The sequence below is a fragment of the Escherichia sp. MOD1-EC6021 genome (genome assembly GCF_002965245.1).
GTDB classification, from domain to species: Bacteria; Pseudomonadota; Gammaproteobacteria; order Enterobacterales; family Enterobacteriaceae; genus Escherichia; species Escherichia coli_F.
On sequence record NZ_PTRU01000002.1, the window covers coordinates 92361 to 106414 of the forward strand.

Here is a 14054-nt window from a genome sequence, read left to right on the forward strand (position 1 = left end):
GAATTTCCCCTGCTTCTTCTTTTTGCTGCCCATTCAGGCGGCTTTTTAGTCTCTCATATAACTACAAATAAAAGGTGTTCACGTGCAGAAGTATATCAGTGAAGCGCGTCTGTTATTAGCATTAGCAATCCCGGTGATTCTCGCGCAAATCGCCCAAACTGCGATGGGTTTTGTCGATACCGTGATGGCGGGCGGCTATAGTGCCACCGACATGGCGGCGGTCGCTATCGGTACTTCTATCTGGCTTCCGGCGATCCTCTTTGGTCACGGGCTGCTGCTGGCATTAACGCCGGTTATCGCGCAATTAAATGGTTCCGGTCGACGTGAGCGCATTGCGCATCAGGTGCGACAAGGGTTCTGGCTGGCAGGTTTTGTTTCCGTTCTTATTATGCTGGTGCTGTGGAATGCGGGTTACATTATCCGATCTATGGAAAATATCGACCCGGCTCTGGCGGACAAAGCCGTGGGTTATTTGCGTGCATTGCTGTGGGGCGCACCGGGCTATCTGTTCTTCCAGGTTGCCCGTAACCAGTGTGAAGGTCTGGCAAAAACCAAGCCGGGTATGGTGATGGGCTTTATCGGCCTGCTGGTGAACATTCCGGTGAACTATATCTTTATTTATGGTCATTTCGGTATGCCAGAGCTCGGTGGCGTTGGTTGTGGCGTAGCTACAGCGGCGGTGTATTGGGTCATGTTCCTTGCCATGGTTTCTTACATTAAACGCGCCCGCTCGATGCGCGATATCCGTAACGAAAAAGGCACCGCGAAACCCGATCCTGCGGTTATGAAACGACTGATTCAACTCGGTTTGCCGATTGCACTGGCACTGTTCTTTGAAGTAACGCTGTTTGCCGTCGTGGCTCTGTTAGTGTCTCCGCTCGGTATTGTTGATGTCGCAGGACATCAGATTGCCCTGAACTTTAGTTCACTGATGTTCGTGCTTCCCATGTCGCTGGCGGCAGCGGTAACTATCCGCGTAGGTTATCGTCTGGGTCAGGGTTCAACGCTGGATGCACAAACAGCAGCGCGGACCGGCCTTATGGTGGGTGTCTGTATGGCGACTCTGACGGCCATATTCACAGTTTCACTGCGGGAGCAAATCGCCCTCTTGTATAACGACAATCCCGAGGTTGTAACGCTGGCTGCGCATTTGATGTTGCTGGCGGCGGTATATCAGATTTCTGACTCAATCCAGGTGATTGGCAGTGGGATTTTGCGTGGTTATAAAGATACGCGTTCCATTTTCTATATCACCTTTACGGCTTACTGGGTGCTGGGCTTGCCAAGCGGCTATATTCTGGCACTGACCGATCTGGTTGTTGAGCCTATGGGGCCAGCAGGCTTCTGGATAGGGTTTATTATCGGCCTGACATCGGCAGCTATTATGATGATGCTGCGAATGCGTTTCCTGCAACGTCTGCCATCAACCATCATTCTGCAACGAGCAGCTCGCTAGTAAAGATAAGGCGCAACCTTCACGGGTTGCGCCTGTGTTTTTACGCAGGCTGGAGCGTTGCGCCAATCCCGTCTTCGTCTGGCTGTAATTTCAGTGCGTTACACAAAGTTTGCCGACTGGCATCGGTTATCTCAACGTGTATATCACCGTTAACATCCCCTTTAACATTGATGAAGTCAGGTGAAATCTCTTTCGCACTGGTTTGCAGGCAAATCGCTCCCTCTCCGCGCAGGTGTTTCACTTTCAGTTGCACATGCGTTGCCGCATCAGTGATCAGCCACAGTTTTCCACCATTCAGATTGATGTTACCAATATTGAAAGTGACACTGTCACCTTTTACCGTACTGCCATCGAAAATCAACACACCGCCCTGCTGTACAGTAATCGATGATTGTTGCAGATCTGCGCCATAGCCAATAATCATTGAAGCGCCGTCCAGTAATGCAACACTCCCGGTCAGTTCAACCGGTGCGCGATCTTCCTCTACGACAAAATTTTCGTCCGCGCTGGTGGGTGACAACAAGATCACTGTCCCACCTTGTATTACCGCGTTTTCCAGCGTACCAGCATGCACTTCAGCCCGACCACCTACATTAACGGACAAGTTTTGCGTCTTACCGGAACTATAGAGCTGAAGGCCATCCGTCCCCAGACGATAAATGGCTCCATTCTCAACAATAGTGTTAGAGTCTTCACCACCGAGATTATTCATTGTGCCACCAGCAAGCAACGTATCACTGGCTTTCCCCGCCAGCATAAAAACGCCGCCCTGATTGATCTCACAATTACTGGCTTCTCCACCTGGATACACCAACAATTCACCACCTTCATCTACCACAACCTCAGAGGTCGTCCCGTTGACCAACAGGCCGCCCTCTTGATCGAGAATGATTTTTTCCGCGCGATGGCCTTCCAGTACACGCAGGTTACCGCCATTTTCCAGCAACAAACCGCAGGCATAACCTTGATCAACGCTAAATTTACCTTCTGGATGGCGGCCATTAACCGTAGCGAGCGTAGAGAGACTAATTGCGCCTCCCTCGGACTGAACAATGTCTGTGGCAATGGCACCGTCACTGACCGATAGCGTGCCATTGTTGCCGTACTGTGTGCATTTGGCGATCCCACCGGTTGCCACTTTCAACCAACCGGCCCCCGTGACCACGGTATTTTCGGCTCTTGCGCCAGCTTCAACAATTAACTCACCTTCAGTAAGTTGCGTCGCGCCAATGACCTCGCCGGTCTTAACAATTTGCACGTTCCCGTCGCTCATCAAGTTTTTCGCATCAGATCCCATGATTTATTCCTTTGCTGCATCTGTGTGCCTTTATTGCTACCTAAGTGTAAAGGCTACGGAGGATTTATCCACGACAGATTTTGAGATAGTGGCAAACAACTCTGTTTAAACTCTGATACACAGATTATTGGGTTGTGTCAGATGTAAATGCGATCCTGAATAAAAATCGCCCTTGCAAATCAACAAAATATAGCCAATTTGCTTAAAAGCTCTGCAAACGGTCGAAATACCGCAGAAAAATACGTTTTGCCTCTTGCCACCTTCCCACTCTGCCGCTAATATTCGTCCCCGTTGTCACCTACAACGTTGCGTTCATAGCTCAGTTGGTTAGAGCACCACCTTGACATGGTGGGGGTCGTTGGTTCGAGTCCAATTGAACGCACCATCCTGCGTCCGTAGCTCAGTTGGTTAGAGCACCACCTTGACATGGTGGGGGTCGGTGGTTCGAGTCCACTCGGACGCACCAGATTTTCTTAATCTGGTCTTCTCCTTTTTCCCTCTGTTTCTTCTCTGTATCCAATACGTTAAAAGATTTACACTGTCTTCGTATGCGTTATCAGAAGGAGAATCGCTATGGCAACTTTGTTACAACTTCATTTTGCTTTTAATGGCCCATTTGGCGACGCAATGGCTGAGCAGCTTAAACCGCTTGCTGAGTCAATTAATCAGGAACCTGGTTTTCTGTGGAAGGTATGGACAGAAAGTGAAAAGAACCACGAAGCCGGTGGGATCTACCTTTTCACTGATGAAAAAAGCGCCCTTGCCTATCTGGAAAAACATACTGCCCGACTGAAAAATCTCGGCGTTGAGGAAGTTGTCGCCAAAGTTTTCGATGTCAATGAGCCACTGAGTCAAATCAATCAGGCAAAACTCGCCTGACAGATTTTAACCAAGGGCGGTTAGCGCCCTTTTCATCCCTGTCTGAAATTTCTCAAATTCTAAAAATTTCAACCAAACTTATCTGATAACACTAAATTCGAAAGAATGCGTACAGGTAAGTAACAATGAAAAAAATTGCTATTGTGGGTGCCGGGCCTACGGGGATCTACACCTTATTCTCGCTTCTACAGCAACAAACTCCACTTTCTATTTCTATCTTCGAGCAGGCTGACGAAGCCGGTGTCGGGATGCCATACAGTGATGAGGAAAACTCAAAACTGATGCTGGCAAATATTGCCAGTATTGAAATACCGCCGATTTATTGTACGTATCTCGAATGGCTACAAAAGCAAGAAGCCAGCCATCTCCAGCGTTATGGCGTTAAAAAAGAAACCTTGCACGATCGCCAGTTTTTACCGCGTATTCTGCTGGGCGAATATTTCCGCGATCAATTTTTACGATTAGTAGACCAGGCACGACAGCAAAAATTTGCAGTGGCTGTTTATGAATCATGCCAGGTTACCGATCTGCAAATTATAAATGCTGGCGTCATGCTCGCTACAAATCAGGATTTACCCAGCGAGACGTTTGATTTAGCAGTGATCGCGACGGGTCACGTCTGGCCTGATGAAGAAGAAGCAACCAGAACGTATTTTCCCAGCCCGTGGTCAGGCCTGATGGAAGCAAAGGTCGATGCGTGTAAGGTGGGTATTATGGGAACATCCTTGAGCGGACTGGATGCGGCAATGGCAGTGGCTATTCAACATGGTTCATTTATTGAAGATGATAAACAACATGTTATTTATCAACTCAATAACACAAGTGAAAAGCTAAGTATTACGCTAATGTCACGCACGGGTATTTTACCGGAAGCCGATTTCTATTGCCCTATTCCCTACGAGCCCTTACACATCGTCACTGAACAGGCATTAAATGCGGAGATTCAAAAAGGCGAAGAGGGCCTTTTGGATCGAGTATTCGAATTAATAGTAGAGGAAATCAAATTTGCTGATCCAGACTGGAGCCAACGCATAGCCTTAGAGAGCCTGAATGTCGATTCCTTTGCTCAAGCCTGGTTTGCCGAGCGCAAACAACGCGACCCATTCGACTGGGCAGAAAAAAATCTCCAGGAAGTCGAACGCAATAAACGAGAAAAACATACTGTTCCCTGGCGTTATGTCATTCTGCGCCTGCATGAAGCCGTACAGGAAATTGTTCCTCATCTGAATGAACACGACCATAAACGGTTCAGTAAAGGCCTTGCCCGGGTTTTCATCGATAATTATGCGGCAATCCCTTCAGAGTCTATTCGTCGACTACTGGCCTTACGTGAAGCGGGAATCATTCATATTCTCGCCCTCGGTGAAGACTACGAAATGGAAATTAATGAGTCGCGCACCGTCCTGAAAACGGAAGACGATAGCTACTCGTTTGACGTTTTTATTGATGCCCGCGGGCAGCGTCCGCTTAAAGTGAAAGATATTCCTTTCCCTGGACTACGCGAACAATTACAGAAAACAGGGGATGAAATCCCTGATGTTGGCGAAGATTATACGCTACAGCAACCCGAAGAAATTCGTGGGCGCGTAGCGTTCGGCGCGTTGCCCTGGTTGATGCACGACCGGCCATTCGTACAGGGACTTACGGCATGTGCAGAAATTGGTGAGGCGATGGCTCAGGCGGTCGTAAAGCCTGCATCCCGTGCTCGTCGGCGTCTTTCGTTTGATCAAATGTAAAGCTATCAGCACTCAACAAACTGATGCTGTTCATTAAGGCGATAGCGGACTCCGGCTCGAATATTGTTTTCACCTTCAATGGCGACGGCGAAGCGAACTCTTTCGCCGTCATGATATGCCAGTGCGGCGCTTCCCCCTGGCCCGAGAATAATTGAGTCGACCACGCCCGTGCTCACTATTGTTGAATCTTCACCGCTGGCAATGATGTGTACATTGTCGCCGCTGTTGGCAATTCTGGCGTTTGCGCCAAAGCTGGCGATTTGCACCAGGTCACCATTACTGGCGACATGACACCGTTCACCCAATGTGCAAACGCGTACTCGCATTCCGGTATTCGCAATCCGACTACTATCTCCAGCGCTGCTTATCCGCGAAGAATTACCGGTTACAGCAACCCGTGCGCGTTCACCGGAGCTGCCAATGTGACTGTTAAAGCCGACACTTCCAATCCGCACGCTATAACCCATACTGGCAATTTGCGCGGCATACCCAGCAGTTGCGATTCTGGCATTATCCTCACAACAGCCGATGCGAGCATGATCGTCGCTGCGGGCAAACTGACTGCAAAATGGTCTCTCTCCGGGATCTATGGCCAGTTTTTGCATAGAAGAAACTTCCTGATGCGCGAAGTTTTCATCCGCCAGCCATTTTTTCCACGCATACTCAACCAGACTCTCCGCCCAGTCCGTATATCCTTCCTCAATAAGTGCATGATGAATATCGGCATAACTACCGCCGCGTGGGAAATGGCGCAGGAACCAGCGATACATCACCGCTCCGATACGCCATTCTCGCAGGTCTGCTCGTGTAATGATCATTCGTTAGTGCCGGTGATAGCCATCGACCATGCTTTTAAAGGTTTCGTGTGGCGTACGCCCCGTGGTGCAAAGATAAAGATGACCGAAGATAAAAAAGAGGCTTATAAATGCCAGAGCAAAATGCGCCTGCAATAACCAGTATCTTACGCCAGGAAACACATCTCCCACGGCTTGCGGATAGAGACACAGCAGCCCCGTCAATAGTAACAACGGCAGCAATCCATACATGACACCAATATAGGCAACCTGCTGTAAGGGATTAAATTTAGACTGGGTTGTTGCCGGGAAAGGATGTTCTTCCCCCTGCATAATGCCAAACAAATAGAATCGCGTTTGTTTTGCCGCTCGCTCCAGCCAACCCTGACGACGAATGCGATAGTGGTGACCATTACCCCCAACGGCATTGATCAGAACAAAGCCGAGCCAGCATGCCAGTAACAAAAATCCGCAAACTTCATGCACCGCAACCAGACTTTTAACCGCAGTTGCTCCCACCAGCGCAAAGTGATTTATCAGCCCACTTGCCAGCAACAATACAAAGAGTAACGCATTCGACCAGTGCCATAATCTGACCGCTTTGCTGTAAAGATAAATCTTCTCACCATGATCGGTGGCTGATTTCTTCACGCCACGAGCACGAAGCAAGGCATGCAGCCCCAGCACCAACCACATCCCTACCAGCAATAGTCCGGCAATGATCAACCACACCGGCCAAAATTCGGGAGTGAACTGTGGCACATAGTTCGCCAACTGGCTCTGAAACTGTTCAGCATGTTGCGACGGGTTCATACATTTTCCTTTTTAATCAAATGTTGACCGAATCGGCGATACAGATGCGGTTTCCCGGCACCAGGTAGCTGATATTGATAATATTTATTTTCTTGCAACCACGCTTGAATTTCTGGGCTATCTTCGCGACCAAAGATCAATGCATGTTCCGGGCAGGCGCTAACGCAAATGGGCGGAAAGCCTTTTGCTAGTCGGGACTCAGCGCAGAAATCACATTTATCTGCCACTTTAGTGACAGGGTTAAGGTAGCGAACCTGATACGGGCAAGCGCCAATGCAATAACTGCAGCCGATGCACTGCGATTTTTCTACCCGCACGATCCCCTGCATATCACGCCATGACGCTCCTGTTGGGCAAACGTCGATGCAAGGAGCATCTTCACAGTGCTGGCATGACTGGCGAAAAAAGTGATACTGCGTTTCGTTGTCGTTATCGGTGACTGGAATGTGTGCTATCGATAAACGGCTTCCCTGAGCGGGGACGTGGTTAGTTTTACGGCATGCGCGGGCGCAAATATTACAGCCATTGCACCGTGACTCGTCATGAATCATGGCATACCGAACTTCCTTTTCTTGCCTCGTGTTCGCTAACAGAGAAGACGCAGAACCAGTAAAAAAGATTACTGTTCCCATCCCCAGAACAAATTTGCGTCGAGTGAAGGACATCTGATTATCCCCTAATGCAGTGGCTGCAACTGTCCACCCTATCCATGACATCTCCCTGAAATTTCAGGGGTTCTGAAACTGCTCTACCTCGAACCATTCGCATAAGCCATAAGCTTTGCCATAGGTCATAAATCGCTCGCTAAACAAGTACAACACCGCCGTCGATGGCTCCACCTGCCGTATATCGGCATATTCAGGTGCAACATCCATCGCGGCGATCGCGGCTTCAATCTGCGCTTCCTGGAAGTAATATGGCGCTTGCATCAGCATGGCGACTTTGTAAGGACGAGGATACGTCTGGCACTCAAAACGAACGGCGTGTGCAATAGCGCGACAAATGTCCTGCTCCACAACTTGCAAAGACATCGCCGCGTAGTTTTCACTCATGGCCTGCGTTGAGTAATAGTAATCATCCTGGCTTCCCGTCATACACGCGATATCCGCGTAGTCTCCGTTCTGCTTAATGTTTTCCAGCAAAACTGACAGTTCCTCTTCTGCAACCGAATAGGGTGGCGAGAGAAACACGGCGCGCGCCACCAGCTGCCCAGCCGCAGAATGCTGGCGAATGAACTCTGCCAGGATTTCAGCAGGTTCTGGTTCTGTGATGTCTTCACTTACCGTATCAACGGGGTGGCGCATCCCCTGCAACCATTGCCGCTTCGCCTCGTCAATTTCGCTGACTTCCGCTAACGGCAAGACATCCTGATGGTTCATCTCACCCATTCCTTACGCAGGCAGTAGATTGTGTGCTGCCAGATCGGCGGCAATATCTTCCAGCCCCAGACGCTGCAATGTTTCGCGGGTCGGACAACCAAGCTGTGGGTCCCAGCCCATTTCTTTGTAGAACATCGTGAGCGAAGCATGCATATCGTCACGATCCATTTTGTCAGTACCTTCAGTAAAGACCGGGATCTGCGGATCCTTGTCGAATACCCAGGAACAGATAAGATCGTGTTCATTACGCATATCTTTGGTTTGCATCAGTTTTACCGTGTAGGCGCGATGCAACGTAAAGATACGCTCTGCAGCTAAATCTAATTTTTCCTGAGTCATATCTTCGCCAGTGATCGCTTTGAAGAATTTGGCTTCAAGCGCCAGATCGCCCCGATAATTACGGCTTTTCAGCGGCGAAACGGTCATTGGCCAGACCCAGTTGCACAGGGTGACGGCGTTATGCAAACAGACCCGCAACAGCGACCACTTAGCATATTTAATTTTTGCGTCATTGATTGGCGTGTAGTTTTTGGTTTCATCGTAAGCATCTTCAGAACCAAAAAGCTCTTTCGCCACTTCACGTTGCAGTTTCAATGGCAAACCGGAACCAATGAAGTTGATATGGGTATGCGTCATGCAGTCACGGTTGAACATACAGTTAACAATGGAGCCGACCTGCGCTGACGCTTCATTGGCGTGGTGAACTGGATAGCCAAACGGCGACCAGAGTTTATTTTTCGCGTAGCCCCAGTACTCTTCACCCAAATTCCAGCGTTCTGCGATAGCATATGAACCATCAGCCAGGTGACTCAGCTCACCCACACGATGCGCCAGACGGTAGTAAAAATCTTTAATGAAGTTAACGTCACCCGCTTCCAGTTGATCCCAGCGAATTTCCGCATACTCTTCAGCAGGCAGAACACGCTTGAACACCCCTTTGCTGTAACAATAGGTAAAGTCGCGATGCAGCTGACCGTAGTTACACCATAGGCCGTAGTCATCGAACAGATTCAAACCAACCAGGTTACCAATCACACGACCATCGTCTTTATCTTCAAAATCTTTCGGACCGTTCGGGAAGATGGTGGTATGGACAAAGTTTGCAACACAAGTGTTACCACCTGTGCTGGGCACGCCAAACTCTTTCACCCGAGGAATATTCATTTGGGTCATACAACGGATCGGGCAAGAGTGGCAGCCGCTCATTTTTACTGTGTATTTCTCTGCCGCCGGACCTAAGTCAAAAACGGATTTATAGGTACGAAAGCCGACCGTGTTCTGATTGCCTGGCGGAATTTCCCCCGTTTCAATCGGACCACCTTCAGCCGCGCCCCAAAACAGCCCTTTACGTGCTGTCCAACGTGATTTGGGATCTGAATACTCTGCCCACGATTGCGGCGTACTTGGCACGACATGGTTGTTATTCGCACCGATAAGTTCAGTCATCATGTAATCGTTGAGACGCTTCATCTCCTGATGATCGGCAATGTTGACCCCTTTCGTCCCTTCAACCGCAATCGCTTTCAGGTTTTTCGAACCCATTATTGCGCCAGTTCCCGCACCACCGCTGTGGTTACGGCTATTCAACATGCCAGAGAGAGGAACAAGGTTTTCCCCAGCCTGACCAATAGCCGCCACACAGGTTTCAGGGCTGGTCAATCGACAAATCTCTTCCGTAGTTGCGCGCGTCCCTTTTCCCCATAAGAAATCGGCTTTTTCCAGGCTAACTTTGTCATCTTTAATATTCAGCCATACCGGTGCTTTCGCTTTCCCTTCGATAATAATGACGTCGTATCCAGCGAATTTCATTTGCGCTGCAAAAAAGCCCCCCATATGGGCATCGACGACTAAATTTCCTTTGGTAAAAGTAGAAAGTGAGGTGATATTTACGCGAGAACTGCAGGGGGCACCAGATCCAGTTAATGGGCCGGTAGCAAAGACTAATTTATTAGCTTCATCGAAAGGTTTCGTGCCTGGCGGTACTTCGTCATACATAATTTTGTAGCCGAAGCCCATACCACCGACAAAACTTTTAAACTTACTGGAATCTTCGAGGGTAATATTTCCTGTCGTGAGATTGACTCTTAATATATTACCTGTCCAACCGTTAGCCATGATTTTTTCCTTTGCAAGATTCACACAGTAATATCTTTCCACTCGATAATTTTTAACGCCCCTGTTGGGCAGGCGTTTGCGCATTCACCGCATAACACACATTTCGAGGATTTTTTACTTTCGGTATTTACGGTGGCCATCATCCACGGGCATGCCGTCGTACAGGCGCTACAACCAATACAACGTTTATGATCGACGGTAATACAGCCTTCTTCCTGTTGCCAGGTAATCGCACCAATCGGGCAGACATTCATGCATTGCGGTTCTTTGCATTGACGGCAGGTGTCCGCGGTATAGTTGAGATCGCCATACAGGCCGCCACCAGAGCCAACCCCGTTATCGCCAAAGAAATAATTGCGATGGATTTTGATACGGGAGAAGAATGTCCCTACTGAGCCATCGTTGAAGTTGGTACAAGAGATTTCACAGCGGTGGCAACCCGTGCATCGCGCACGTTGGGTCACCAGCACCCCTTTGGGTGTATTTATCAACCCTACTGTGCCGCTATCAATATCTTCCTGTTTGCAACCCAAAAGTGAAAGTAACGCAGGGGCAATTGTTAGACCAGCAAGGCCTTTTCCTGATATACGCAAGAATTCTAATCGCGTTAAGCCAATATCTAATAGTGGACGATCAACCGGGTTCATTTATTTCGCATCCTCTTCGCAAACACAGTGCTGACAATTCAGCAGCCTGATATTAAGCATTCAACTAATACGCTGCTGACTCTGTCCCCAACACCAGATATTTTCCCTAACCCGATAGTGTATGAGAAAAGATTTAACGCTGATAAACTAATCCTTTATGGTTAGGAGGAAAAATAATGTGATTATTCTGAGCTCTTAACATTGATCGTTATCAATTAAAATCACAAAGCAAGAAATTATAAGTGAACTGATATTTATTATCATTTGAAATAAATTTAACTTAAGCGACAATTATTTGTGACGTTCACTACAGAAAATAAAAATAACATTAGCGCTATAAATTAAAATACATACCGACATTTGTATAATTTCAGCAGTTGTTATTTAGAATGATTAACTGGACTGCAACTGAACTCAAAATATCAGGATGAAGCTTACCGCCTCATCCTGAATGGTCATTTAACCAGTGCGTTAATGACGGTTTCCATCGCCTGCTTTTCCAGCTCACTGCGCTGAATGCGTTTATTGGCTAATGCTGTACGTAATACGCCTGCGATAACAATATGCTTTGGTTCCTGCCCCAGATCGCGCATTTCCAGCACAACTTTACCGACAACTCTGCACATCTCTCGGTACAGTTCATCCTCTTTTGTCCGATTTCCCATTATTTATACCTATTTATCATGCCAGCTATCAGCATATATCAATCTAATCAATTAAACAAAAACCAAAGAAAATCAGACAAATAACGCGATAAATTATTTTCACTGTAGCAATTGAGCGATGATGTATTTATGCACCGGATGAACTCTCACTTATCCTCACACTGACAACCCAGGCACCAGACGTTGCGCAAACAACGAGGTTTTTGCGTAACCCTTTCCCTGTAACGTTAAATCTTTGATAACAATTTATTGTCTTACAAGTTGTATATTTTTTGAAACGCTGTTTTTGTTTTCCTTTTGGATTAATTTCAGCGTATAATGCGCGCCAATTGACTCTTGAATGGTTTCAGCACTTTGGACTGTAGAACTCAACGACTCAAAAACAGGCACTCACGTTGGGCTGAGACACAAGCACACATTCCTCTGCACGCTTTTTCGATGTCACCTATCCTTAGAGCGAGGCACCACCACTTTCGTAATACCGGATTCGCTTTCCGGCAGTGCGCCCAGAAAGCAAGTTTCTCCCATCCTTCTCAACTTAAAGACTAAGACTGTCATGAAAAAGACCAAAATTGTTTGCACCATCGGACCGAAAACCGAATCTGAAGAGATGTTAGCTAAAATGCTGGACGCTGGCATGAACGTTATGCGTCTGAACTTCTCTCATGGTGACTATGCAGAACACGGTCAGCGCATTCAGAATCTGCGCAACGTGATGAGCAAAACCGGTAAAACCGCCGCTATCCTGCTTGATACCAAAGGTCCGGAAATCCGCACCATGAAACTGGAAGGCGGTAACGACGTTTCTCTGAAAGCGGGTCAGACCTTTACTTTCACCACTGATAAATCTGTTATCGGCAACAGCGAAATGGTTGCGGTAACGTATGAAGGTTTCACTACTGACCTGTCTGTTGGCAACACCGTACTGGTTGACGATGGTCTGATCGGTATGGAAGTTACCGCCATTGAAGGTAACAAAGTTATCTGTAAAGTGCTGAACAACGGCGACCTGGGCGAAAACAAAGGTGTGAACCTGCCAGGCGTTTCCATTGCCCTGCCAGCACTGGCTGAAAAAGACAAACAGGACCTGATCTTTGGTTGCGAACAAGGCGTAGACTTTGTTGCTGCTTCCTTTATTCGTAAGCGTTCTGACGTTATCGAAATCCGTGAGCACCTGAAAGCGCACGGCGGCGAAAACATCCAAATCATCTCCAAAATCGAAAACCAGGAAGGCCTCAACAACTTCGACGAAATCCTCGAAGCCTCTGACGGCATCATGGTTGCGCGTGGCGACCTGGGTGTAGAAATCCCGGTAGAAGAAGTTATCTTCGCCCAGAAGATGATGATCGAAAAATGTATCCGTGCACGTAAAGTCGTTATCACTGCGACCCAGATGCTGGATTCCATGATCAAAAACCCACGCCCGACTCGCGCAGAAGCAGGTGACGTTGCAAACGCCATCCTCGACGGTACTGACGCAGTGATGCTGTCTGGTGAATCCGCAAAAGGTAAATACCCGCTGGAAGCGGTTTCTATCATGGCGACCATCTGCGAACGTACCGACCGCGTGATGAACAGCCGTCTCGAGTTCAACAATGACAACCGTAAACTGCGCATTACCGAAGCGGTATGCCGTGGTGCCGTTGAAACTGCTGAAAAACTGGATGCCCCGCTGATCGTGGTTGCTACCCAGGGCGGTAAATCTGCTCGCGCAGTACGTAAATACTTCCCGGATGCCACCATCCTGGCACTCACCACCAACGAAAAAACGGCTCATCAATTGGTACTGAGCAAAGGCGTTGTGCCGCAGCTGGTTAAAGAGATCACTTCTACTGATGATTTCTACCGTCTGGGTAAAGAACTGGCTCTGCAGAGCGGTCTGGCACACAAAGGTGACGTCGTAGTTATGGTTTCTGGTGCACTGGTACCGAGCGGCACTACTAACACCGCATCTGTTCACGTCCTGTAATATTGCTTTTGTGAATTAATTTGTATATCGAAGCGCCCTGATGGGCGCTTTTTTTATTTAATCGATAACCAGAAGCAATAAAAAATCAAATCGGATTTCACTATATAATCCCACTTTATCTAAGATGAATCCGATGGAAGCATCCTGTTTTCTCTCAATTTTTTTATCTAAAACCCAGCGTTCGATGCTTCTTTGAGCGAACGATCAAAAATAAGTGCCTTCCCATCAAAAAAATATTCTCAACATAAAAAACTTTGTGTAATACTTGTAACGCTACATGGAGATTAACTCAATCTAGAGGGTA

At 47.9% G+C, this 14054-nt stretch carries 13 protein-coding genes and 2 tRNA genes; 7 read left to right on the forward strand and 8 right to left on the reverse strand.

Annotated elements, in window-relative coordinates; all coding sequences use genetic code 11:
- Positions 1-82 precede the first annotated feature (82 nt).
- Entirely contained in the window at positions 83-1456 is a 1374-nt protein-coding gene (mdtK, locus tag BEB54_RS02630; protein WP_001174941.1) for a multidrug efflux MATE transporter MdtK, read from the forward strand.
- A gap of 40 nt (positions 1457-1496) precedes the next feature.
- Here the strand turns inward: mdtK and BEB54_RS02635 are convergent, their stop codons facing one another.
- Positions 1497-2753, reverse strand: coding sequence for an AIDA repeat-containing protein (locus BEB54_RS02635; RefSeq protein WP_105276979.1), 1257 nt, complete (start codon positions 2751-2753; stop codon positions 1497-1499).
- Between the two features lie 308 nt (positions 2754-3061).
- Between BEB54_RS02635 and BEB54_RS02640 the strand changes: the two genes are divergently transcribed.
- The 4 genes from BEB54_RS02640 to BEB54_RS02655 all read left to right on the forward strand — a co-directional run bounded on the left by BEB54_RS02640 (position 3062) and on the right by BEB54_RS02655 (position 5368).
- Positions 3062-3138 (forward strand) — tRNA-Val (locus tag BEB54_RS02640).
- Between the two features lie 4 nt (positions 3139-3142).
- Positions 3143-3219, forward strand: a tRNA-Val gene (locus BEB54_RS02645).
- A gap of 107 nt (positions 3220-3326) precedes the next feature.
- Positions 3327-3632, forward strand: coding sequence for a monooxygenase (locus tag BEB54_RS02650; protein WP_000212657.1), 306 nt, complete (start codon positions 3327-3329; stop codon positions 3630-3632).
- Between the two features lie 125 nt (positions 3633-3757).
- Positions 3758-5368, forward strand: coding sequence for an FAD-NAD(P)-binding protein (locus BEB54_RS02655; RefSeq protein ID WP_032184328.1), 1611 nt, complete (start codon positions 3758-3760; stop codon positions 5366-5368).
- A gap of 5 nt (positions 5369-5373) precedes the next feature.
- Here the strand turns inward: BEB54_RS02655 and ydhT are convergent, their stop codons facing one another.
- From ydhT to fumD, 7 genes are all read right to left on the reverse strand, one after another.
- Positions 5374-6186: a protein YdhT gene (gene ydhT / locus BEB54_RS02660; RefSeq protein ID WP_032184329.1), complete on the reverse strand. Its 813-nt coding sequence runs from the start codon at positions 6184-6186 to the stop codon at positions 5374-5376.
- Between the two features lie 3 nt (positions 6187-6189).
- Entirely contained in the window at positions 6190-6975 is a 786-nt protein-coding gene (phsC, locus tag BEB54_RS02665; protein ID WP_001069972.1) for a thiosulfate reductase cytochrome B subunit, read from the reverse strand.
- Positions 6972-7640, reverse strand: coding sequence for a 4Fe-4S dicluster domain-containing protein (locus BEB54_RS02670; RefSeq protein WP_050486602.1), 669 nt, complete (start codon positions 7638-7640; stop codon positions 6972-6974). Before BEB54_RS02670 ends, phsC begins: the two co-directional genes overlap by 4 nt.
- A gap of 63 nt (positions 7641-7703) precedes the next feature.
- Positions 7704-8354 carry a YdhW family putative oxidoreductase system protein gene (locus BEB54_RS02675; RefSeq protein ID WP_161398362.1) on the reverse strand — a complete coding sequence of 217 codons (651 nt, stop codon included), beginning with the start codon at positions 8352-8354 and terminating at the stop codon, positions 7704-7706.
- A gap of 12 nt (positions 8355-8366) precedes the next feature.
- On the reverse strand, positions 8367-10469 hold the full coding sequence (locus tag BEB54_RS02680; RefSeq protein WP_105282126.1) for an aldehyde ferredoxin oxidoreductase: 2103 nt from the start codon (positions 10467-10469) through the stop codon (positions 8367-8369).
- Positions 10470-10489: 20 nt separating this feature from the next.
- A complete protein-coding gene (locus BEB54_RS02685) occupies positions 10490-11116 on the reverse strand; it encodes a ferredoxin-like protein (protein ID WP_001070227.1) in 627 nt (208 codons plus the stop codon).
- 455 nt (positions 11117-11571) lie between these two features.
- On the reverse strand, positions 11572-11781 hold the full coding sequence (gene fumD / locus BEB54_RS02690) for a fumarate hydratase FumD (protein WP_000528342.1): 210 nt from the start codon (positions 11779-11781) through the stop codon (positions 11572-11574).
- A gap of 354 nt (positions 11782-12135) precedes the next feature.
- Here fumD and ynhH point away from each other — a divergent pair, with 354 nt between their 5' ends.
- Both ynhH and pykF read left to right on the forward strand, forming a co-directional pair.
- Entirely contained in the window at positions 12136-12330 is a 195-nt protein-coding gene (gene ynhH, locus BEB54_RS29670) for a protein YnhH (protein ID WP_240806354.1), read from the forward strand.
- 7 nt (positions 12331-12337) lie between these two features.
- Positions 12338-13750, forward strand: coding sequence for a pyruvate kinase PykF (pykF, locus tag BEB54_RS02695; RefSeq protein ID WP_000751442.1), 1413 nt, complete (start codon positions 12338-12340; stop codon positions 13748-13750).
- Positions 13751-14054 lie beyond the last annotated feature (304 nt).

What these genes read in the sequence shown, in the direction of transcription:
- BEB54_RS02680 (WP_105282126.1), bottom strand. Translation starts at nt 10,469, where the DNA reads ATGGCTAACGGTTGGACAGGTAATATATTAAGAGTCAATCTCACGACA.
- BEB54_RS02685 (WP_001070227.1), bottom strand. Translation starts at nt 11,116, where the DNA reads ATGAACCCGGTTGATCGTCCACTATTAGATATTGGCTTAACGCGATTA.
- phsC (WP_001069972.1), bottom strand. Translation starts at nt 6,975, where the DNA reads ATGAACCCGTCGCAACATGCTGAACAGTTTCAGAGCCAGTTGGCGAAC.
- ydhT (WP_032184329.1), bottom strand. Translation starts at nt 6,186, where the DNA reads ATGATCATTACACGAGCAGACCTGCGAGAATGGCGTATCGGAGCGGTG.
- BEB54_RS02675 (WP_161398362.1), bottom strand. Translation starts at nt 8,354, where the DNA reads ATGAACCATCAGGATGTCTTGCCGTTAGCGGAAGTCAGCGAAATTGAC.
- pykF (WP_000751442.1), top strand. Translation starts at nt 12,338, where the DNA reads ATGAAAAAGACCAAAATTGTTTGCACCATCGGACCGAAAACCGAATCT.
- fumD (WP_000528342.1), bottom strand. Translation starts at nt 11,781, where the DNA reads ATGGGAAATCGGACAAAAGAGGATGAACTGTACCGAGAGATGTGCAGA.
- BEB54_RS02655 (WP_032184328.1), top strand. Translation starts at nt 3,758, where the DNA reads ATGAAAAAAATTGCTATTGTGGGTGCCGGGCCTACGGGGATCTACACC.
- BEB54_RS02670 (WP_050486602.1), bottom strand. Translation starts at nt 7,640, where the DNA reads ATGTCCTTCACTCGACGCAAATTTGTTCTGGGGATGGGAACAGTAATC.
- BEB54_RS02635 (WP_105276979.1), bottom strand. Translation starts at nt 2,753, where the DNA reads ATGGGATCTGATGCGAAAAACTTGATGAGCGACGGGAACGTGCAAATT.
- BEB54_RS02650 (WP_000212657.1), top strand. Translation starts at nt 3,327, where the DNA reads ATGGCAACTTTGTTACAACTTCATTTTGCTTTTAATGGCCCATTTGGC.